The following is a 20,805-nucleotide window of genomic DNA, read 5'->3' as shown; positions in this document are numbered from 1 at the left end:
ATAGATTTTAAGACGTTGGTTAGTTTGATATATCTGGTAGCAAAAACGGTTGTAAAACACGTTCCGGTTGATGCTTTTTGGCTTGTCTTCGTTTTAATTGATGCGCCCAACTAGCTCGTTGTGTTGTTACTGTACCAGGGCCGGTATTGCCATATTCCCCATAAAAGACGGTTTCTTCTTTTTCAGCAGAGCCCCAGTTGTGCCAGCCTTTGGGGTGAATATGATCCCCCATCTGGCAATAGAGAAAGACGGTTTGGGCGTAGCTTCGCCAAGGGCGCCCCAGGTAGACGGAAGTGACACCTTCCGCCGCAGTCAATTTGCAACGAAGGAAAACTAATCCGTACGGCCTACCTGCTGGGGTACTGGCCGCCGTGATATAAGAGTCTGCTTTGCTATGAATCGTACAGTCTTCAAATAGAGCGGTAGCGCTGCCGAAAATAAAGTCAGTAGTACCTTCGATGTAACAATTCTTAAAGTGTTGACGAGCATTGGCGCCATCGACATAAAGCGTATCCTGATGGCCAAACATTCGGCAATTAATAATGGCGCTTCGGTCGGCTTCAATGGCCAAAGCCACGGCTTGTCCCACCTCTCCAGCAGTATTGCTAATCGTCAGGTTCTCTGCACGAAAGTCATCACCTTGTACCAATAGGGTGGCGGTATGAAAAGTGCTATTTCGCCCTCGGTCAATCTTGTCGAAATAATCTCCCCAGCGGATGATGGTTCCGGTAGGGCTTTCTCCCCTGAGGGTCAGGTGGGTATTCCAGGCGTGTACTTTTACCTTCTCTTCGTAAATACCGTCCTTGATAAAAATGGTAATACGGGTATCTGGAAAAGACTTGGTATCGTCAATTGCTGCCTGAATACTGGTAAAATCGCCACTCCCATCTTGAGCAACGTATATTGCCGTTTTGTACTGCGCATTAGCAACAGTAACTAGTAAAAGCAGTGGTAGGTAGATTAATCGTTTCATGGTGTAATTCTAAACCAGTCAAAATCGGCGTATCCGCCATTGTTTTCGTGTTCGTCGCGGATACTGAACAGCCCCACTTTGGCACCTATCCACTTGCCCTCTCTGGCCATGAATGCTTCGCCAATAGGCATAAAGGTTTTGCCGTTAAGGCTGTAGTTAAACAGACACTTGCCACCTTCCGTAACTTTGACTTGCAGGAAGATCTCGTTCTGGTCAATGGGAATACTTTTTATGATGCGTTCTGGCTGGCCGTTTTCGGCTTTGATACATTCGGTTTGTTGTAGAAAAAGCTGGCTATCCTGTTGGACGAGCGCCAGGTAAGCGTAGTCCCGACCCATCACTATTAGTCCCGTTTTTTCACTGTCAAAATGGTGGTGAAAAGTAAACTTGGTCGTAGCAGTGAAGGTCTCTGCCGGCATTTTCTGAAGCAAGAGGTTGGGAGTTTCCCAGAGATTGGTGGTCTCCTTTTGCACGACGGGGTTCATTCGTAGAAAGCCCATACTGGAAGGGAAAGCCCAGGTTGGTTCAGGGTTGGCATGCCACTGCCATTGTAAACCTAGTAGAGGGGTGTTGAATTCGTCGCTGGTTTGGGGTGCTTTACTGGCTGAATTTGCTTCTGTATTAGGCTTCTTCCAGGAAGCAACGGGTTCGCCAATACCATCGTGGTTACTATCTTTTCCAATCAGTAGCCAGTCGTTTTCCCAACGGGCCGGTTGTAGGTGTACGATGCGCCCGTAAGGTTGTTTTTCCTGAAAATGAATAAACCAATCGTCGCCATTAGCCAACTCTACCCATGCGCCCTGGTGAGGGCCGTTGACATCGGAATCACCTTGGTGGAGTACTATTTTATCTTCGTAAGGGCCCCACACGTTTTTTGAACGTAGCACCGTCTGCCAGCCGGTAGGTACGCCTCCTGCGGGAGCCAGGATGTAATAGTAACCGTTGCGCTTATGCATCTTGGTTCCCTCAATGGTGGTGTGTGCTTTGTGGCCATCAAAAACCAATACGCCATCGTCGAGGAGCTTGGAGGCATCAGGAGCCATTTCGTGAAGAACGACGATACTTTTGATCCCCGCCCTACTACCCGCAAAAGCATGTACGAGGTAGGCTTTGCCATCTTCATCCCAAAAAGGGCAGGGGTCAATCCAGCCTTTCGCAGCTTGTACCAGATGAGGAGGTGTCCATTCTTCGGCAGGATTTTGCGTTTTGATCATGTAAATCCCGAAATCAGGATCTCCATAAAAGATGTAAAACCAACCATCGTGATAACGGAAAGCAGGAGCCCATACGCCATTACCGTGCTGGGGTTTGTCAAAGAAATCAGCTGGCAGCTGATGGGTGAATGCGTAGTTGATAATCTCCCAGTTGACCAAATCTTTAGAATGAAGAATCGGCAATGCTGGGGAGCAATTAAAGCTGGAGGACGTCAGGTAAAAATCGTCTCCGACCCGAACAACATCAGGGTCAGAATAATCGGCATGAATAATGGGGTTGCGGTAGGTACCGTCACCCAAGTCGGGATCCCAGACCTGAGCATTCAGGTGAGTAATGAAAAGATACAAAAGTGCTGCAAATGCCAATCTCATGGTTAGGAGCTTCGGTTATTGGAAAATCACACTTGTAAATGTAGTGGACACTATTGGACAGTAACCCGCAATTTTTACCAATTACGTAGCTGTTTTTCACAATGGCAGTGCATTATAGAGGTTGGATAAAAGGAGAAAGCGTAAAATTTGATTTACCGGCCCTCCGCACCTAAAGTTGGAAGTGGGAAGTCTGAATTCGGAAGTATTTTGCTCAACCTCTCACCCCAATCGTACCAACACGATCATACGGTTGGGACACATTTATGTGTAGGCTGTTCAATGTGATGGTAAAGGAGTGAGATGCTTTTAGGCCTGTGTTCACGACCCACCCTCTAGCTCCCTCCCTTTTGATGGAGGGAGGACTTAAAGTGCGTAAAGTGTTGACTGTGGAATAGTTTTAACCGGACAGGAAAGCCCCTCGCCTGGCCAGGGAGGGGTTGGGGTGGGTCGTGAATTCAAGCTAAATGCGTCATGCTAAACATATGACATTGAACAGCCTACATTTATGTGTCTTGACCTCGGTAGAGGTCAAATATCGGTAGAACCATGTATGTTGGAGTTAAAACGACCTCGGAGGAGGTCGAATATCAATTCCTATTAGATGACAGGGCCGAACGAATCAAAGCGGAGGGCTATATTTTCCATTGTGCGACCTCATCCGAGGTCGTTTCCTCATTTATTCATTCTTTTCTACCAATATTCCACCTCTCCGAGGTGTTTTTTCTTGATCCCACTCCTGATTTTGGTCGAGATGTGTCTCAACCGTAGAACACGATCATACATTCAGTGTGAGGTAATCGTACCAGTGCGATTATACATTCACCCCGCACTAGCACATAGCACCTGAGTGCCTAACATCTCCGCGAGCAGAGTGAGCACCCGTCGCATGAGCGCAGCGAATCCCCCCGACAGCACAAACCAACACGGGCCACCCCCGTAAACGAGAGCGGCCCGATCTTGAAGGGTTTCTCAGACCTTCGAGTTCGCGAAAGTAATCAATAGTACGGACTATTTCGCCATTGCCTTGCGAATCATACCAATTACAGCCATCGCAATACCGCCCCCGACGCCACCGCCAGCAACACTGCTGAGGATACCGGCAAGGTCCATACTGCCACTACTAGCTGCCATACCTAACATACCCAATACCTGGCCACCTAAGCCACCGCCCAGGATACCGGCCAGAGAATTACCAAGGGTGCCTAAAGAACTTTCCTTCATTAAGGAACCGGCAACATTGCCTCCTACAGCTCCACTGACAAGCTGGATGATTAATGGTAGAATACTCATTTTTTGTTCGTTTTGTTTTGTGAAATAATACAAACGTAAAATATAATACCAATAATAGAAAATATTAACGAATAGTATTCTATCGCATCTGGTTTAGTTTTTTAAGACTTGGAACTTTATCTCTGATTACTGACCTTGTTTTTGATAGGATTAAGCGGTTTTGCACTGCTTATTAGTGAAGCAAATCCGTATCTTTGCCCAACTTTTTCTTACAGCTTTGGATATCCCGCTGAAGGCGAGGATTTCTACAAAAAATGATCATGAGTTTACCGAAGCATTATTCCCCACAGACCGTCGAAAAAAAGTGGTACGACCACTGGATGGCGCAGAACTATTTCCACAGTGAACCTGATGAGCGCGAGCCTTTCAGCGTGGTAATTCCTCCGCCTAACGTCACTGGCGTGCTGCACATGGGACACATGCTGAACAATACGATCCAGGATATCCTGGTTCGGAAAGCTCGTTTGGATGGGAAAAATGCCTGTTGGGTACCTGGTACCGATCACGCTTCTATCGCTACAGAAGCCAAAGTGGTAAGGCTGCTTCGTGAAAAGGGTATCAAGAAAAGCGATATTGGCCGTGAGGAGTTCCTCAAGCACGCTTTCGCCTGGAAAGAAGAATACGGTGGGATCATTCTCGACCAGCTCAAGAAGTTGGGTGCTAGTTGCGATTGGGAACGTACCCGCTTTACGCTGGAAGATTCCCTGAGTGAAGCCGTTGTAAAGGTTTTCGTTGATCTTCACAAAAAAGGACGCCTCTACCGTGGCCTTCGGATGACCAATTGGGACCCCGAAGCATTGACCGTATTGTCCAACGAAGAAGTTATCCACAGTGATGAGAACTCACGCCTTTATCACGTTCGCTACCAGGTAGAAGGAACCGATGAATACATCGTTATTGCTACTCAGCGCCCCGAAACTATCATGGCGGATACGGGCTTGGCCGTTCATCCGGATGATGAGCGCTACAAGCACTTGCACGGCAAGCGCGTAATCGTTCCCCTGGTGAATCGCTCCATCCCGATCATTACGGATACTTACGTTGATCTGGAGTTTGGTACTGGTGCCTTGAAGGTGACGCCAGCGCACGATCCTAATGATNNGCCTCGAAGTGATTGATATCATCAACTTGGATGGTACACTCAACGAGTTGGCACAATTCTGTGTAGGTGAAGACCGCTTTACGGCCCGGAAGAATATTGGTAAAATACTGGAAGAAGCAGGCGCTTTGGTAGGAACCGAAGATTACCGCACGCGGGTAGGTCGCTCCGAGCGTACCAACGCAGTGGTAGAGCCCAAGCTGACCTTGCAGTGGTTCCTGAAGATGGATGAGTTTGCATCTACTGCCCTGGAGGCGGTGCGTTCGGAAGAAGTGAAATTCTACCCCGAGAGCATGTTTAATATGTACAACAGCTGGCTCAAGGAAGAAAACGTACGCGATTGGTGTATCAGTCGCCAGCTTTGGTGGGGGCAGCGGATACCAGCATGGTACTACGAAGAACATGTACTGGTTGCACATACCGCAGAAGAAGCGCTGGAGCAAGCCAAAGCCGCTACCGGTAATGATGCACTGACCATCGGTGACCTGAAGCAGGATGAAGATGTTGTTGATACCTGGTTCTCTTCCTGGCTGTGGCCAATTTCTGTTTTTGATGGTTTTCAAAACCAGGAGGAACTCAAATACTATTACCCAACCAATACCTTGGTAACAGGCTGGGATATCATGTTCTTTTGGGTAGCGCGAATGATCATGGCCGGGTACGAATTTGCACCAGAATTACTGGGCCCCGACCATCCGGTGATGCCATTTAAAGATGTTTACTTTACCGGAATGGTAAGAGACAGTAAGCGCCAGAAAATGTCTAAATCTCTTGGCAATTCCCCTGATGCGCTGAGCCTGATCGATACCTACGGTGCGGATGGCGTTCGTTTCGGAATGCTTTCTTGTTCTTCCGCAGGTAATGACATCATCTTTGATGCACCGATTGATGCCAAAACGGGGAAAGCCCTCAATGAGAGTAGACTCTGTGAACAAGGTCGCAACTTCTGTAACAAGATGTGGAATGCCATGTCGCTGATTACCCGCTGGGAAGTAGACACTGTAGGCGAGGAAGACCCCATCAGTGCGATGGCCAGCACGTGGTTGGAAAGCCGTTTGGCGCAAGTAAATAAAGAAGTGACACGCTTCATCAGCGAATACCGCCTGGATGACGCGATCATGGAGTTGTACAAGTTTATCTGGGGTGATTTCTGCTCTTGGTACCTGGAGATGATCAAGCCTACTGATGGCAAAATCAATCCGCGGACCCTGGAGCGTACCGTTGCGGCCTACGAAGAAATGATGATTTTGCTACATCCTTTCATGCCATTCGTTACCGAAGAAATTTGGCACCAGCTCAGAGCACGCGAAACAGGAGACGATTGCTGTGTAAGTACTTGGCCTACCGCTGGTGACTTTGACAAGGACCTCATCGCTCGCGTAGAACTGGCCAAGCAAGCTGTAGTAAAAGTACGGGAGACTCGCTCCTCAAAAGGCATCAAAGGCCGTGATCCGCTAAAGATGCTGACCACCGTTGGTAGCCCTGGTGAAGCACTGGTAAACGATGCAGGCTTGCGGGCAGCTATCGAAAAGATGGCTTACCTGGAATCCCTGGAAGCGGTAGAAACGGAGCCAGAAAACGCTATTGGATTCCTCGTTGGTAATGATTCTTTCTACCTGGAATTGAACCAGGAGATTGATACGGCTGCCGAATTGGAGGAAAAAGAGAAGGAACTGGCCTACCAGATAGGCTTCGTGGCCTCGGTAGAAAAGAAGCTAAGTAATGAACGCTTCGTAAACGGCGCCCCCGCGGCTGTCGTAGATCGCGAACGCAAGAAATTGGCCGATGGCCAAGCACGTATCGCCAGCTTGACAGATGAGATTAAGCGCCTGAAAGGGTAGGGGAGACTTCAGCCTGCCCGCTGCTTCGTGGAATCAGGTGTAAAACCCTAGGGCAAATTCATGAATTTGCCCTAGGGTCACCCCACAGAAGCAATTTCCACATAAAAAACAAGATTACTGTGTGGCGGAATTCCCTGTCCACGACCGTCGGCTCCGTACCCTAGTTCGGAAGGAATAAACAGCGTCGCTTCATCGCCCCAGCGTAGTAGGGCAATGGCTTCGTCCCAGCCTTGAATTACTTCACCAGCGCCCAGAATGAAACGAGCACCTCGGATATTGCCAAAGGATTCGTCAAATACAGATGCCTTCTTTTCTAGCAAACCTACATAGTGAACCTCTACTTTCTGGCCCACCTTTGGAGCAATGCCTTCGCCTTGTTCATGTAAAATGTAACCTAAGCCCGAAGGGGTACGGGTGATGTCGAGTTCTCCATTTAGATATTCCTGACGAACTTGTTTTGCAAAAGCGACCCGGTCGGCTGATCGTGCGCGTAGTTTAGCTTTGGTTGGTCTTTTCATAGGCCGATTGTTCTTTTAAGTAGCGGAAGCACGCTGTTTTACATAAGTGCTAAAGGTAATATCAATGCTCAATATCTAGCCGCTGGAAGTATCCTTTTTTGATAAGTCAAGCTCAGTATCTAGCAAAAGAACTTCAAATCTATTGATAGGTTGGAGTCTTTTGGCCGATTCGGTGAGCTATCGCCAAAAGTTTCTAATATTACATTTTGTTACGAATATTGCATTTTTGGTACAATATTCGTAACATTGTACTGTGTTAGTAACAATCATTGAGGAGTATGCCAGCAGCTAAAAAAACAAGCAAGGGAGTTCAAGCGATCACAGAGAGTGCCAAAGCACTTTTCTGGAAGCATGGCATTCGCAGGGTTACCGTTGAAGAAATTTGCAAAGAGGCAGGTGTTAGTAAAATGACGTTTTACAGGAACTTTAGCAACAAAAATGAGATTGCCCGGCATGTATTAACTCAGGTGGTGGAACGTAGCACAAGTCGGTATGAAAAGATAATGAACCAGGATATCGCTTTCCCTGCCAAGATAGTAGAACTGGTGATTTTAGAGCGTGAAGAATCGAAGGGCATAAGTCAAGAGTTTTTAAAAGATATCTACGAAACGGAAGACAGTACTCTACAAAGTTTAATAGAGCAATACCAAGAGGAGGGCCGTCAGAGAATCATGCGAGACATGAAAAAGGCACAAGAAAAAGGCTGGATTCGGAAGGATCTGAAATTGTCTTTCTTGCTGTACATCTTGAACGATTTAGACAAAAAAGCCAGGGATGAAGAGTTGTTAGCCATGTACGAAAAACCGGAAGACCTGATCATGGAATTGACCAATTTTTTCTTTTATGGAATCTTGCCTTAAGGTATGTTAAAATGAGAATTAGCAGACATATAATCATTTTGCTTTTTGCAGCACCCATCGTATTGGTTGGTCAAAATAAAGTCGTGTATGATGGCCAGCTTTCGATAATAGGGAGTTATAGCCCCGATAATGAGTTGGATGCTTTTTTAGGAGGGCGATATATTCCGGAGTTCAGCTATGGTTTACCTCTTGATTCTACCAAGACCTTAGATTTTGAAGCCTCTGCTAATATTTCGGGGTCAGTTTTGTTTCATCCATTCAATGCTTCACATGAAGATGGGAATATCGACCCCTACCGTATCTGGGTGAGGTATTCTTCCAATCAATTTGAACTAAGAGCAGGCTTGCAAAAGATTGATTTTGGATCTGCTTCTATCCTCCGGCCTATCCAATGGTTTAATCAAGTAGATCCTCGTGATCCATTACAATTGACCAACGGTGTTTATGGATTGTTGGGGCGGTATTACTTTTTAAACAACACCAATATTTGGGTTTGGGCACTATATGGTAATGAAAAAACAAGGGGATTCGATGCTGTAAATACTTACAAAAAACACCCCGAGCTAGGCGGGCGAATACAGCATCCCGTGCCTAGCGGAGAAATTGCACTGTCCTACCATCATCGTACAGCCAACTCTGAAAACCTGCTCTTTGTTCCACAGTATGAAAAGATACCGGAAGATCGAATAGCTATTGATGGAAAATGGGATGTAGAAGTAGGGCTGTGGTTTGAAGCAGCCTATATCCACAAATCCAAAGATGTTGGTTTTTTGACCCATCAATCATTATTCAACTTGGGGGTAGATTATACGATTGGGTTGGGCAATGGCTTGAATGTCATCGCTGAGCATCTGCTCATATCAAGTGGCCAGGAAGCGTTTCAATTTGAAAATACAGGAAATATTACAGCAGTAACGTTGGCTTATCCACTGGGGTTTTTCGATAATCTTAGCTCTGTCGTTTACTACAATTGGGCATCAGAAGATTTATCCTTTTTTCTCAACTATCAGCATGAGTTCCAAAAAATCACTGGTTACGTAATGGCTTACTATAATCCGACAACACAGCCAGGTATTCAGCAAAACGAATTATTTAACCAATTTTCAGGACCTGGTATCCGACTAATGGTGGTCTATAATCATTAAAGAATAGCATGTAAATACTAAGGAATATGAATAAAGAAAGCGTCATAATAATTGAAAATGTAACCAAACGCTTCCCGGTCGGGGAAGGTGAGTTTACAGCATTGAAGAACATCAATCTTCAATTTAAACGAGGAGAGTTTACAGGCTTGGTTGGGCCAAGTGGTTCTGGTAAAACAACTTTACTTAATATCATTGGTTCTCTCGATTCTCCTACGGAAGGGAAGGCTATTGTTTTAGATAAAAACATTTCTGATTTATCACATCAGGAGTCGGCTTTGTTGAGAAACAAACACATAGGTTTCATCTTTCAGGTCTATAACTTGCTACCTGTCTACACGGTTTTTGAGAATGTAGAATTTGCATTGCTCCTCCAAAACTATAGCAAAGACGAAAGAAAGAAAATGGTGATGGAGGCACTGGAATGGGTAGGCTTGGCTGGTATGGCGAATAAAAAACCGGACAAACTTTCAGGAGGAGAAGGGCAGCGTGTAGCCATTGCCCGAGCTATGGTGAAAAGACCTGAGATCGTCATCGCCGATGAACCTTCAGCCAATCTGGATGCGGCCAATACTCACGCTATACTAAAGACCATGAAACAACTCAATGAAGAGTTGGGTACCACCTTCTTGTTTTCAACACATGATGAGAAGGTGATGGGATACTTGGAACGCATCATTCATTTACGCGATGGTGCTGTGGAGGAAGATGAGATTATCGAAGCTAATATTATGAAAAAATGAAACTAGCATTTCAATTGGCTTATAAAAACCTGATGGGCGCAGGCCTCCGTACCTGGCTTAATGTAGGCGTATTGTCCTTTTCCTTCATTATTATCATTTTCTACAATGGACTGATAGATGGTTGGAATGAACAGGCTAAGCGGGATAGTATTGCTTGGGAATACGGGCATGGGCAGTTTTTGCATAGCGAATACGACCCATTTGACCCGTTTACTGTCCTGGACGGGCATGGCGTCTTGAAAGAAGAGCAAAGCAAGAACTTGACGCCTATTTTGATTCGCCAAGCCTCTATTTACCCCGATGGTAGAATGTTATCCGTTGCACTCAAAGGCATTGATGTTAATCAATCGACCCTTGAACTTCCCATTCAAGCAATGAAGGAAAGTACCGCTGCTATACCTGCTATGGTAGGAGAAAATATGGCGAATGCTGCCAAACTTAAAGAGGGTGATGAAGTCTTGCTTCGGTGGAGAGACAAAGGCGGGACATTCGATGCAGCTAACATCACCATCGTTAAAGTATTTGATACCGGTGTGCCTACTGTTGACAATGGACAAATTTGGATTCCTATCCAAAAATTGTGGGACATGACGGGGCTCCAAAACCACGCCACACTCTTTGTTGCCAATGACCAGTTCCAAGCTACCAATATTTCAGGATGGAAATTTCAGAGCCAGGAGGAGTTGCTCAGCGACCTGACGGAGATTATTGCGATGAAAAAAGTCAGTGGGTCTATCATGTATTTGTTACTGTTGGCCATCGCATTGTTAGCCATCTTTGATACGCAAGTGCTTTCTGTGTTTAGACGGCAAAAAGAAATTGGTACCTACATCGCATTAGGCATGACCCGAAGCCAGGTGGTTGGTTTATTCACTGTTGAGGGAAGTATGTATAGCCTTTTGGCAATGCTAGTAGGAAGTATTTTGGGAATCCCTCTTTTCGCTTATTTAGCTAAAACGGGGATAGCTTTTCCTGCTGCATCACAAGATATGGGCATAGCTCTGGCTGATAGAATATACCCTGTCTTTGGGGTTCAACTGGTGCTGACAACTATTCTTTTAGTAGTCATAGCTGCAACTATTGTGAGCTTTTTACCCGCTAGGAAGATTTCTAAAATGAATCCTGTTTTAGCACTAAAAGGAAAATTACAATGATACAATTTCTATTAAAAGGAATATTGCGAGACAAAAGCCGGAGCCTACTCCCCATCACTGTAGTCAGTATTGGGGTAGCATTGACGGTTATGCTGAGCGCTTATATGGAGGGGGCTTTTGGCGACATGATCGACCAGAATGCTCGCTTTGAGACGGGGCATGTGAAAGTAATGACACAAGCTTACGCTGAAAATAAGGAACAGCTGCCCAATGACCTTGCCATCTTGGGGGTAGATGAGTTGACGCAATCACTCCAAAAAGATTTTCCTCAAATGGATTGGGTGAATCGCATCAAATTCGGTGGCTTGATTGATGTACCGGATGAGAATGGAGAAACCAAAGGCCAGGGGCCAGCAGCAGGCATGGCCTTTGATTTATTCGGCAATAGCGGTGAAGCCCAACGGTTGAATATTGAAAGTTCGCTGGTAACAGGAACGATGCCTACAAAGAAAGGAGAAGCGCTTATTGGGCATGATTTTTCAGAAAAACTAGAGGTCAAAATAGGCGATAAGATTACCTTTTTTGGAACGACGATGAACAGCAGCATGACCTTTCAGAATTTCATCGTTAGCGGCACTATTCGATTTGGAGCAGCGGCGATGGACAGAGGTGCATTAATTGTAGATATTTCTGATGCCCAGCACATGTTGGACATGGAAGACGCAAGTGGTGAACTGCTTGGCTTTTCCAAGCTAAACGTATACGACGATGAGCAGACGCAGGAAATGGCGGCACAGTTCAATGCAAAACACACCAGGGATGACGATGAATTTTCACCAGTCATGTTGCCGTTGAGAGAGCAGAATAACTTAGGGCCAATGCTGGATTATTCGAACATGATGTCTGGCATTTTTATATTCATTTTTGTTTTTGCTATGTCGATAGTACTATGGAATACTGGTTTGTTGGGAGGACTCAGGAGGTACCAGGAATTTGGCATTCGACTGGCACTAGGCGAAGCAAAAGGACAGATTTATCGTTCACTTCTCATGGAAGCCGTACTGATCGGCATCATCGGCTCCATCGTTGGTACGGCTATAGGTTTGGCAGCAGCCTATTATTTACAGATTGTCGGTATTGACATAAGCGGATACATGGACAATTCTACGATGTTGATGCCATCTGTATTACGTGCAAAAGTTACACCGGGCTTGTTTCTTATTGGGTTTGTTCCCGGTTTGTTGGCGATGGTCTTTGGGAATATGCTGTCAGGAATTGGCATCTACAGGAGAGAAACCGCCAGGCTATTTAAAGAATTAGAAGTGTAGGAGCCTCCAGCCCGAGGCTGGCGTTACGTTACGTAGCTCGCTATTCGCTCGGCCCAAGGTCCTGCCGCTAGCGCGTCAGCTACTACACATCACTAGGCCGACAGGAAATTCGCATTCTTGTCAGCGAACCAAAATAATCAATATGAAATATCTAATGTCATTCCTTTTTTTAACAAGTTTTGGGTTACTATCAGCCCAAAATACGGACACCTACCCCGATGCTTTAACCATCATTGAAAAGGTGGATGCTAACTTAGTTTCTGATTCACAAATCACCGAATCCGAAATGGTGATCCATGGGCGAAGAAATAGCAGAACGGTCCGTTCGATAGGATACACAATGGGAAATGAGAAATCCTTTTCCGAATATCTAGCACCAGCTAAAGAGAAAGGCACCAAGATGCTGAAATTAGAGGATAGACTATGGATTTATTCGCCAGATACAGACCGTAGCATCCAGCTTTCCGGGCATATGCTAAAGCAATCGGTGATGGGTTCCGACCTCAGTTATGAAGACATGATGGAAGATCGCAAACTTACAGAAATGTACGATGCAGAGGTCACGGGTTCAGAAACCATCGACGGAAGGGCTACCTGGGTAGTAGAACTGAATGCAAAAGTGGACGACGTTGCGTATGACAGCCGTAAAATGTGGATAGACCAAGAGCGCTTTGTACCCCTTAAAGAAGAACTCTACGCCAAGAGCGGACAGCTCCTTAAAAGAGTTACCATGAGTGATGTTGCTAAAATTGACGGAAGATGGTTTCCCAAAAAGATGAACTATAAGGATATGCTAAAATCAGGAGAGGGAACGGATTTCATCGTGCTAAGCATTCAGTTCAACCCTGAGATCCCTGAACACATCTTTAGCAAGGCTTCGTTGAGGATGTAAGTCGTAATTGATGATTAGTGTGCGTAAGGCGAGGCCTGAAGCTCGGCGGACGGAGGAGCAGGACAAGGGATGGGCAAGAGCGGTAGCGACAGACAGCCCGGTGCCGTATTGGCGTTTGCAACGCAACGCCAATAACGGCATGGCCCCAAATTAAGCTTAGTCTTCCCTTTTCTCAATCGGGCAAGTGCTGAGACCACAAAGCGTATACAAAGGGCAAAAGCTGACAACACTGGTAAGTAGAAAAACGCCAGCCAATACCAAGAGGACAACTCCCAATGTTCCCGTCAGCGTTCCTGAAAAGTAGAGCGCTGCAATGACAATGGCGACAATCACTCGGATCATGCGATCCATATTACTCATGTTCTTTTTCATTTCAATAAATTTTGGTGATTTTAATCTAGTTAAAGGTACAGGGCAAACCACCAATGAGTCAGTGACGTTCATCACTGAATTTGCTGGAATTTAAAATCCGTGAAAACTTGTTTGATCTGTTAAACGCTGAGGAACTTGCGACGATCACCGTAGGTAATCAGTGTTCTATCCTGTTATGCCTAGTTAGCTCCCAATTCCTCGAGCTTCCGCTTGCCATTTTCATTGTCGGGGTTTAATTCAATAGATTTTTGGTAGTTTTCAATGGCTTTAGCATTTTCTCCTAATGCCATGAGCACCTCTCCGTAACTATCGTAGACATTAAAGGCATTGGGGAATACCTGAATGGCCAGTTCAAAAACAGTTGCTGCGTCTTTCGCACGATTTTTTTCTAATAATTGGTAGCCAACAATGACCATTTCCTGCTCCTCGGTGTAGTAATTGTTATCGTCTTTAGTTTTTTTAAAAAAAGCAATTCCTTCGGTCGCTCCATTTTTTTCTATCACCTCCAACAAAGCGTATGCGATAGATTTTTTGGGTAGATCATACGGTTGACCGTAAAGAATTCCGTTGATGGCAATGGTCATTTCTCTCAGTTCCTGACTTTCAGTGTTGCTGAGTAAGATGATAGCAGATTTGCTGGAAGGAACCCTGGTGATTAGTGTTCTAAAACCATCCATACCACCGCCATGACTTACAGATGCTACGTGCTCGCCGGTGTTGCCTTTTGCAAGCTCACTAATAAACCAGCCGTAGCCGTAATGGCGACTTCGAGCTGGAGCGTATGGTTGGAATATCATATCGAGATACGCCTGAGGCACTAGCTGTTCGGTATACAAGGCTTGGTCCCAAATGTGTAAATCTTCTACGGTTGAGTAAAGGCTTCCTGCTGCGTAAGGCAACGACATGTCGAGGTAATTCATGTTTCGGTATTGGCCCCATATTTTGTAATAGCCAGAAGCTCTGTTTTTTAGGATGGACCATTGGTCATCATAGCCGGTATTTTCCATACCAAGAGGCGTAAGTATTTTCTCTTGGAGCACTTCTGCGTACCTCTTTTGAGTTACATTTTCAATAATGACACCAAGAAGAACGTAGCCGGAATTACAGTAGCTGTATTCCTCGCCAGGAGTGGACTCAAGGGGTAAATCCGCAAATAAATCCACAATCTGCTGAGGGCTGTGCCGGTTGCGTTCAAAGCTCCGGTAGTTAGAAAATCGACCATAATCAGGGATGCCAGAGGTGTGAGTGAGCAAGTGGTGGATGGTTACGCGTTCGGCCGTTTCCTTGGGGTAATCGGGTAGATAGGTAGAAATGGGCACCTGTAGATCTAGCCTGTTTTCAGCAACGAGTTGCATGATTAGCATTGCTGTAAACTGTTTGGTAATGGAAGCTATTCGGTGCTTGGTATCTGCTGCGTTGGGGTTGCCCCATTCCATATTGGCAAAACCAAAGCCATTTTTGTAGAGAACTTCTCCTTCGTAGGATACAAGAACAGAGCCGTTGAATTTGCCATAGTTTGTATACGTACTAATGAGTTCATCTAGCTGTCGTGTCTTCTGTTGGTTAGTGTCAGTTGATAAACTATTTGAGTTGGATTGGCCTGTGCAGGAGAGGATGAAAATTGATAGAAGGATAAGAGAGGTAACGAGTGTTTTGATTTTCATCGCGATGTTTTTTGATTTTGATTAGGGCCAAAGTAGATGAATGAATAGCTGGTAATGTCATTTTTTAAACCGTTTAACAGCCAGATAACATGTTGTTTTATTGATTATCACCTATTTTCGGCTTTTATCTATCTCGCTAAAATCGCTTATGAAGTATTTAGACATTATCGTCAAGCTGCGTAAAATAATTCGTTCTATCAATTTGGAGAGCAAGCGGATAGAGAAGCAGTTTGGCGTGAGTATCCCTCAGTTGATGAGCCTGCAGTACCTGTCAGAGCAGGAGGATTACAAGGCTACAGCCTCTCAATTGAAGGCTTACCTGAAGTTGAATGCGAGCACCATGAGCGGTATTGTTAGTAGGCTGGAGCAAAAAAGCTTGGTAGCACGGCTACGGAATCCACAAGATCGTAGAGCTACCTTTATAACGCTCACGGCTAAAGGGGCAGAGTTGCTGAAAGACCCTCCTGGTACTTTGCAAGAAAAGCTGACGGCTCGATTAAGCAAGCTTTCGCCAGAGCGTATTGCAAGCTTGAATGAGCATATTGATTTGCTTGTGCAAATTATGGATGCGGATGATTTAGACGCATCTCCGATTATTACGACAAAAGAAATAGGCAAGGAATAACTTGTTTAGTTTCTATAGGAACTATTTTTTTGTTACCTTCGCTTTTGTTAGAGATTTTATCAAAAAAATATTTGCATGTCAGATCAGCAGAAAATTGCTACCGCTAAGGAAAAAGAAACATTGCGCGTTGCTCACAGAGAATGGAAAACAGTTAGAAAAGAAAGACAGTGTAAGGATTATTCCTATATGTTTTATTGGGAACAGGTTACCTGCTGTGCTGCGTTATAACTCATCCCTAAGTTTGGCTAATGTCAAGCGGTGATAAGCAACAAAAAAAGCTTCCGTGAAAACGGAAGCTTTTTTTGTTGCGAGAATAACATGAAATTCGACTGCTTACATGGCGGGCTGTAAGTCTCTGGCACGAATACGAAGCTTACGGATTACCTTGTTCTTGATCTGGCGTACCCGCTCACGAGAGATACCAAATTGTTCACCTATGTCATCCATAGACATAGGGTGTGTTTTATCAATACCGTAGTACATAGCGATAATTCTCGCTTCCTGTGGACTCAGTTTTGACAAGAGTAATTTCACCTGCTTTTGTTGAGACTCTAAAACGGCCAAGTCATGGTCAGGGCTGGGAGTGTTGTGGTCTTGTAGCAAGGTTACAAGGGTTGTGTCCTCGCCTTCTTTAACCGCAGAATCAATAGAGCGGCATTTCTGCGAAAACTCAAGGCTTTTACGCACTTTGTCTTCTGAAAACCCAGTATGTTGAGCAAGCTCGTGTACACTTGGCTCTCGCTCGTTTTGTTGTAGAAGTCTAGAATGTTCCTTCTTTATTTTAGTAGATAGCGCGTGGTGGTTTAGAGGGATCCTTATTTTTCGTCCTTTCTCATTAATCGCTTGAATGATCGACTGACGAATCCACCATACCGCGTAAGAGATAAATTTGAAACCTCGGGTAATGTCGAACCGCCGAGCTGCTTTGATAAGACCAATGTTTCCCTCGTTGATAAGATCGCCTAAATACAATCCTGTGTTTTGGTATTGCTTTGCTACAGATACAACGAAGCGAAGGTTGTGTTGTACAATCTTGGAGAGTGCAGTGCTATCGCCAGCCTGAAAGTTTTTGAAAAGACTTACTTCTTGTTCCGGGGATAGTACTTCGTGCCGGGCGATTTCAGTGAGATATTTTTCTAGTGATTTTTCATCACGTCTAGTAATCGAACGTTCAATGGTTAATGCTCGCATTTAATTGTTTTATGTTAAAGTATAAGATGGGAGTGCTGAACTCTTTATTATACAAAAAAAATCTTACAAAAACTAATTATCTGGGCACTTTCTTTGAGGTTTTGATAGCTTCTTTATAAAAATCTGGTCACTCATGATTTTTATTAACTCTTTCTAGTTTCTTTTTTTATACCTATCGGAAATATTACCTTGGTGTACCTAACCAAAACCAACCACCATGACTGATCTGGACATTGCCCGCCAGGTGACACTCCAACCCATTACAGAAATTGCCGAAAAACTTGGCATTGCTGTAGATGATATTGAGCAATACGGAAAATACAAAGCCAAGCTCCCTCTTGATAAAATTGATAAGGAACGCGGAAAAGCAAGCAAGCTTATCCTGGTCTCCGCCATTTCACCAACCCCCGCAGGAGAAGGGAAGACGACCATGTCGATCGGCCTTTCTGAAGGCTTGAACCGTTTGGGTAAAAAGACGACTGTTGTCTTACGAGAACCTTCTCTCGGCCCGGTTTTCGGGATCAAGGGCGGTGCCACCGGCGGCGGCTATTCGCAGGTACTCCCAATGGAGGATATTAACCTGCATTTTACCGGAGATTTTTCCGCCATAGAGAAAGCACACAACTTACTTTCCGCCATTATTGACAACAACATTCAGAGCAAAACTAATTCTTTGGGGCTCGATGCCCGTACGATCTCCTGGAAGCGGGTGATTGATATGAATGACCGGGCACTGCGTCGGATCATTGTAGGTTTGGGCGGCACTGGCTCTGGCGTACCTCGTGAAACAGGCTTTGATATTACAGCGGCCTCTGAAATCATGGCCATTTTATGTCTTTCCGAGGATTTGATGGATTTGAAAAAACGCTTAGGGAATATCTTCGTAGGCTATACGCTCGATAAAAAGCCGATTTTTGCTCGCGACCTCAAAGTCGAAGGAGCAATGACGGCCTTGCTCAAAGATGCCATCAAGCCCAACCTGGTACAAACCATAGAGGGCAACCCCGCCATCATCCACGGTGGGCCTTTCGCCAATATCGCTCAGGGAACCAATTCCGTGATTGCTACCCGTATGGGCATGACTTTCTCTGATTATACCGTTACGGAAGCCGGTTTTGGACTTGACCTCGGGGCCGAGAAGTTCCTGGATATCAAGTGCCAAAGTGCGGGTCTTTCTCCACGCGCAATCGTTGTGACGACGACCATTAGAGCACTCAAGTACCACGGTGGTGCCAAGTTGGATGCGCTAACTGTTCCCGATTTGGAAGCCCTGGCCAATGGTATCCCCAATCTGGAGAAGCACCTCGAAAATGTTAAGCAATTCAACATCACACCCGTCGTAGCGATCAATCGTTTCACCACGGATACCGATGAAGAGGTTGCCCTGGTACAAAAAGTAGCGGAGGACCTAGGTGTTGCTGTTGCAGTAGCAGAGGTTTGGGCCAAAGGCGGAGAAGGCGCACTGGATTTGGCCGCCAAGGTCATCGAAATTGCCGAAGCTTCCACCACCGATTTTACCCCCACGTACGCATGGGAATCGGACGTGAAAACCAAGATCGAAGCCATCGCCACCAAGATTTACGGTGCCGCAAATGTCGATTACAGCGCAGAAGCCAAACGCGATCTGCGCACCATCAGCAATCTGGGCCTAGATCACTTGGCGATCTGTATAGCCAAAACACAAAAATCCCTTTCGGATAATCCCAGATTGTTGGGTCGGCCCAAGGATTTCACCATCACCGTTCGCCAAATTGAGATCGCTGCTGGTGCAGGCTTCCTGGTTCCCATCACAGGGAACATCATGCGCATGCCCGGCCTACCCGCTCACCCCGCCTCCGAACGCATCGATATTGATGGAGAAGGGAACATTACAGGCTTGTTTTAAGTAGCCTTTTGCTGCGTAGCCGCATGGGGGGCATTCCTGTGCGGCTGCGTAGTGAAAAAAGAGTTTGGTTACTTTCGGTATGTATTCCTGTAAATTGACTGTATTTATGACCAATTTGCCAATAGCTAATGAATGGAAAAGCGCGTCAAGTTGATTTGCTATTCCAAGTGAAGCGATACGCTGATGCTGAAAAAATTATTCGTAAATTATTAGAAGAAGAACCAAATAATAGCACTTCCCTTACTTGGTTGGCCCTTTGTCGATTCAATCAGAGAGACTCAAAAGGGGCAGTAGACTTGGTGATGAAAGCACTCGAAAAGAACGAACTGCCTGCAACCAATTACCTTCTATTAGCGCAAGTATATATAGACCAAGCATCCTACCTTAAAGCTTTGAAGTGGTTAAATAAAGGCCGCAGCTCTTTTCCTAATGATTTTCGGTTTTTATATTATTGGGCTTTTATACTATTACGCGAAGGAAGGAGAACAGAAGCTTTAAAGCATATTGACAAGGGACTGGAACTAGCACCAGAAAGCATTGATCTTTTACACCTTAAGATTACGATACTTCGGATTGAAGGGAAAATAGAAGCGGCTTCTGCTGTTTTGGAAATGGCTCAAAACCTGAATCCTGTCCATCAAGAGAATCATGGGAATAAAGGATGGATTAATTTAAAAGAGAAGAATTTTGAAGAAGCACTAAGTGCTTTTGAAGAAGCTTTGTCCCTCAATCCCAAATCCTTAAATTATATTAAAGGTTATCGCTATGCGCTAAAGACGAAACATTTTTTGTGGTATAGGTTTTTACTCCGAATTATATTAGATCATAAAAACACGATCAAGTGGATAGGAGTGGCCTGTATTGGTCTGATATTTACGAATGTGTTCTTGGTGGCTATGAGTTATATTGACAACTTCTACTTAATGTATATCAGTGTGGGCGTTCTAGTGGGAATTGCGTTACGGTCTTCAATAGTATATTACCTTGATACTCTTGCTGATTTTATTTTAGCTCGACAGGAGAAATACAAGCTTTCCTACACTCAAGGAGAGCGAGAAGAATTCAATAAACAATTGACGATCCTCTGTATTTTTGTTTTAGGAATAGGTGCCAGCGTTTTAGCAGTATTACTGCAATGATGCTGAGTCAGGGGTGAAAATTAGGAATAATGGAAAATACCAACAACTTCGCGCATACTGCAATGCTGATAAGGAAGCCTGTCGAAGAGGTTTTTCAAGCGTTCATTGATCCAGCGATTACCACGAAATTTTGGTTTACTAAAAGTTCTGGGAAAATGGAAGAGCAACAAACGATATCGTGGACCTGGGAGATGTACAATGTCACCATTCCAGTGGAAGTTAAAAAGATAATTCCTAATGAGGCGATTATTATAGAGTGGGGAAATTATGAGCAGAAATCTCTTGTTAAATGGGGCTTTAAAACACTGGGAAGAGATAAAACCTTTGTTTCAATAACAAACAGTGGTTTGCAAGGCACAGCGGATGAAGTCATCTCCGCGATCCGGGATTCAACGGGAGGATTTACCTGGCTGTTAGCTGGCTTGAAAGCTTACTTGGAATATGGTATTGAATTGAACCTTACAGCAGATAGATTTCCTGAGGAATTGAGGGGGCAATAGGCCCCCCATTCGTATAAATACATTTATGCATTTACATGGATTGGTTGAACCTCATATGGTTCA

Annotated in this window: 19 protein-coding genes and 1 pseudogene; 13 read left to right on the top strand and 7 right to left on the bottom strand. The window is 45.0% G+C overall.

The features are described from left to right. Positions 1–19: 19 nt before the first annotated feature. From ACRBG0_RS17370 to ACRBG0_RS17360, 3 genes are all read right to left on the bottom strand, one after another. The gene (locus ACRBG0_RS17370; protein ID WP_431488132.1) at positions 20–973 is read right to left on the bottom strand and encodes a pectinesterase family protein; all 954 of its coding nucleotides are present in this window, start codon (positions 971–973) and stop codon (positions 20–22) included. Further along, entirely contained in the window at positions 970–2,559 is a 1,590-nt protein-coding gene (locus ACRBG0_RS17365; RefSeq protein ID WP_431488131.1) for a glycoside hydrolase family 43 protein, read from the bottom strand. The genes ACRBG0_RS17370 and ACRBG0_RS17365 overlap by 4 nt, the downstream gene beginning before the upstream one ends. A gap of 1,008 nt (positions 2,560–3,567) precedes the next feature. After that, on the bottom strand, positions 3,568–3,849 hold the full coding sequence (locus ACRBG0_RS17360) for a hypothetical protein (RefSeq protein ID WP_431488130.1): 282 nt from the start codon (positions 3,847–3,849) through the stop codon (positions 3,568–3,570). 260 nt (positions 3,850–4,109) lie between these two features. Between ACRBG0_RS17360 and ACRBG0_RS17355 the strand changes: the two are divergent. Then, positions 4,110–4,949: pseudogene (locus ACRBG0_RS17355) on the top strand (class I tRNA ligase family protein); the annotation flags it as partial. A gap of 2 nt (positions 4,950–4,951) precedes the next feature. Beyond that, positions 4,952–6,789: class I tRNA ligase family protein (locus ACRBG0_RS17350; RefSeq protein ID WP_431488129.1), on the top strand; the 1,838-nt coding region annotated here is incomplete at its 5' end. 77 nt (positions 6,790–6,866) lie between these two features. Here the strand turns inward: ACRBG0_RS17350 and ACRBG0_RS17345 are convergent. After that, a complete protein-coding gene (locus tag ACRBG0_RS17345; protein WP_431488128.1) occupies positions 6,867–7,307 on the bottom strand; it encodes an FKBP-type peptidyl-prolyl cis-trans isomerase in 441 nt (146 codons plus the stop codon). A 278-nt stretch (positions 7,308–7,585) separates the two neighbouring features. Here ACRBG0_RS17345 and ACRBG0_RS17340 point away from each other — a divergent pair, with 278 nt between their 5' ends. From ACRBG0_RS17340 to ACRBG0_RS17315, 6 genes are all read left to right on the top strand, one after another. Beyond that, complete coding sequence (locus tag ACRBG0_RS17340) at positions 7,586–8,167, top strand: TetR/AcrR family transcriptional regulator (protein ID WP_431488127.1); 582 nt, start codon at positions 7,586–7,588, stop codon at positions 8,165–8,167. Between the two features lie 11 nt (positions 8,168–8,178). Further along, a complete protein-coding gene (locus ACRBG0_RS17335; RefSeq protein WP_431488126.1) occupies positions 8,179–9,312 on the top strand; it encodes a hypothetical protein in 1,134 nt (377 codons plus the stop codon). A gap of 26 nt (positions 9,313–9,338) precedes the next feature. Next, a complete protein-coding gene (locus tag ACRBG0_RS17330) occupies positions 9,339–10,052 on the top strand; it encodes an ABC transporter ATP-binding protein (protein WP_431488125.1) in 714 nt (237 codons plus the stop codon). Continuing rightward, the gene (locus tag ACRBG0_RS17325) at positions 10,049–11,206 is read left to right on the top strand and encodes an ABC transporter permease (RefSeq protein WP_431488124.1); all 1,158 of its coding nucleotides are present in this window, start codon (positions 10,049–10,051) and stop codon (positions 11,204–11,206) included. The genes ACRBG0_RS17330 and ACRBG0_RS17325 overlap by 4 nt, the downstream gene beginning before the upstream one ends. Beyond that, the gene (locus ACRBG0_RS17320; protein WP_431488123.1) at positions 11,203–12,474 is read left to right on the top strand and encodes an ABC transporter permease; all 1,272 of its coding nucleotides are present in this window, start codon (positions 11,203–11,205) and stop codon (positions 12,472–12,474) included. The genes ACRBG0_RS17325 and ACRBG0_RS17320 overlap by 4 nt, the downstream gene beginning before the upstream one ends. 142 nt (positions 12,475–12,616) lie before the next feature. Beyond that, a complete protein-coding gene (locus ACRBG0_RS17315; protein WP_431488122.1) occupies positions 12,617–13,366 on the top strand; it encodes an outer membrane lipoprotein-sorting protein in 750 nt (249 codons plus the stop codon). Between the two features lie 156 nt (positions 13,367–13,522). Here the strand turns inward: ACRBG0_RS17315 and ACRBG0_RS17310 are convergent, their stop codons facing one another. Both ACRBG0_RS17310 and ACRBG0_RS17305 read right to left on the bottom strand, forming a co-directional pair. Beyond that, positions 13,523–13,738: a YgaP family membrane protein gene (locus ACRBG0_RS17310; RefSeq protein ID WP_431488121.1), complete on the bottom strand. Its 216-nt coding sequence runs from the start codon at positions 13,736–13,738 to the stop codon at positions 13,523–13,525. A 179-nt stretch (positions 13,739–13,917) separates the two neighbouring features. Next, positions 13,918–15,402: a serine hydrolase gene (locus ACRBG0_RS17305; protein WP_431488120.1), complete on the bottom strand. Its 1,485-nt coding sequence runs from the start codon at positions 15,400–15,402 to the stop codon at positions 13,918–13,920. A gap of 148 nt (positions 15,403–15,550) precedes the next feature. Between ACRBG0_RS17305 and ACRBG0_RS17300 the strand changes: the two genes are divergently transcribed. Both ACRBG0_RS17300 and ACRBG0_RS17295 read left to right on the top strand, forming a co-directional pair. Then, positions 15,551–16,027 carry a MarR family winged helix-turn-helix transcriptional regulator gene (locus ACRBG0_RS17300; protein WP_431488119.1) on the top strand — a complete coding sequence of 159 codons (477 nt, stop codon included), beginning with the start codon at positions 15,551–15,553 and terminating at the stop codon, positions 16,025–16,027. 75 nt (positions 16,028–16,102) lie between these two features. Continuing rightward, positions 16,103–16,255, top strand: coding sequence for a hypothetical protein (locus tag ACRBG0_RS17295; RefSeq protein WP_431488118.1), 153 nt, complete (start codon positions 16,103–16,105; stop codon positions 16,253–16,255). Positions 16,256–16,360: 105 nt separating this feature from the next. Here ACRBG0_RS17295 and ACRBG0_RS17290 read toward each other — a convergent pair whose 3' ends face one another. Next, the gene (locus ACRBG0_RS17290; RefSeq protein WP_431488117.1) at positions 16,361–17,218 is read right to left on the bottom strand and encodes a sigma-70 family RNA polymerase sigma factor; all 858 of its coding nucleotides are present in this window, start codon (positions 17,216–17,218) and stop codon (positions 16,361–16,363) included. 217 nt (positions 17,219–17,435) lie between these two features. Here ACRBG0_RS17290 and ACRBG0_RS17285 point away from each other — a divergent pair, with 217 nt between their 5' ends. From ACRBG0_RS17285 to ACRBG0_RS17275, 3 genes are all read left to right on the top strand, one after another. Further along, the gene (locus tag ACRBG0_RS17285) at positions 17,436–19,103 is read left to right on the top strand and encodes a formate--tetrahydrofolate ligase (RefSeq protein WP_431488116.1); all 1,668 of its coding nucleotides are present in this window, start codon (positions 17,436–17,438) and stop codon (positions 19,101–19,103) included. Between the two features lie 128 nt (positions 19,104–19,231). After that, entirely contained in the window at positions 19,232–20,242 is a 1,011-nt protein-coding gene (locus ACRBG0_RS17280) for a tetratricopeptide repeat protein (protein WP_431488115.1), read from the top strand. Positions 20,243–20,271: 29 nt separating this feature from the next. After that, positions 20,272–20,742 (top strand): SRPBCC family protein, encoded by a 471-nt coding sequence (locus ACRBG0_RS17275; protein ID WP_431488114.1) that lies wholly within the window; start codon positions 20,272–20,274, stop codon positions 20,740–20,742. The last annotated feature ends 63 nt before the right edge of the window (positions 20,743–20,805 follow it).

Source organism: Lewinella sp. (assembly GCF_050633125.1).
GTDB lineage: Bacteria > Bacteroidota > Bacteroidia > Chitinophagales > Saprospiraceae > Lewinella.
Note: the sequence above shows the minus strand (reverse complement) of the source record. Positions and strands in the feature narration are given on the sequence as shown.

Excerpts from the sequence above, each read along its gene's own strand:
- ACRBG0_RS17370 (WP_431488132.1), bottom strand. The coding sequence starts at position 973 with ATGAAACGATTAATCTACCTACCACTGCTTTTACTAGTTACTGTTGCT.
- ACRBG0_RS17365 (WP_431488131.1), bottom strand. The coding sequence starts at position 2,559 with ATGAGATTGGCATTTGCAGCACTTTTGTATCTTTTCATTACTCACCTG.
- ACRBG0_RS17360 (WP_431488130.1), bottom strand. The coding sequence starts at position 3,849 with ATGAGTATTCTACCATTAATCATCCAGCTTGTCAGTGGAGCTGTAGGA.
- ACRBG0_RS17345 (WP_431488128.1), bottom strand. The coding sequence starts at position 7,307 with ATGAAAAGACCAACCAAAGCTAAACTACGCGCACGATCAGCCGACCGG.
- ACRBG0_RS17340 (WP_431488127.1), top strand. The coding sequence starts at position 7,586 with ATGCCAGCAGCTAAAAAAACAAGCAAGGGAGTTCAAGCGATCACAGAG.
- ACRBG0_RS17335 (WP_431488126.1), top strand. The coding sequence starts at position 8,179 with ATGAGAATTAGCAGACATATAATCATTTTGCTTTTTGCAGCACCCATC.
- ACRBG0_RS17330 (WP_431488125.1), top strand. The coding sequence starts at position 9,339 with ATGAATAAAGAAAGCGTCATAATAATTGAAAATGTAACCAAACGCTTC.
- ACRBG0_RS17325 (WP_431488124.1), top strand. The coding sequence starts at position 10,049 with ATGAAACTAGCATTTCAATTGGCTTATAAAAACCTGATGGGCGCAGGC.
- ACRBG0_RS17320 (WP_431488123.1), top strand. The coding sequence starts at position 11,203 with ATGATACAATTTCTATTAAAAGGAATATTGCGAGACAAAAGCCGGAGC.
- ACRBG0_RS17315 (WP_431488122.1), top strand. The coding sequence starts at position 12,617 with ATGAAATATCTAATGTCATTCCTTTTTTTAACAAGTTTTGGGTTACTA.
- ACRBG0_RS17310 (WP_431488121.1), bottom strand. The coding sequence starts at position 13,738 with ATGAAAAAGAACATGAGTAATATGGATCGCATGATCCGAGTGATTGTC.
- ACRBG0_RS17305 (WP_431488120.1), bottom strand. The coding sequence starts at position 15,402 with ATGAAAATCAAAACACTCGTTACCTCTCTTATCCTTCTATCAATTTTC.
- ACRBG0_RS17300 (WP_431488119.1), top strand. The coding sequence starts at position 15,551 with ATGAAGTATTTAGACATTATCGTCAAGCTGCGTAAAATAATTCGTTCT.
- ACRBG0_RS17295 (WP_431488118.1), top strand. The coding sequence starts at position 16,103 with ATGTCAGATCAGCAGAAAATTGCTACCGCTAAGGAAAAAGAAACATTG.
- ACRBG0_RS17290 (WP_431488117.1), bottom strand. The coding sequence starts at position 17,218 with ATGCGAGCATTAACCATTGAACGTTCGATTACTAGACGTGATGAAAAA.
- ACRBG0_RS17285 (WP_431488116.1), top strand. The coding sequence starts at position 17,436 with ATGACTGATCTGGACATTGCCCGCCAGGTGACACTCCAACCCATTACA.
- ACRBG0_RS17280 (WP_431488115.1), top strand. The coding sequence starts at position 19,232 with ATGAATGGAAAAGCGCGTCAAGTTGATTTGCTATTCCAAGTGAAGCGA.
- ACRBG0_RS17275 (WP_431488114.1), top strand. The coding sequence starts at position 20,272 with ATGGAAAATACCAACAACTTCGCGCATACTGCAATGCTGATAAGGAAG.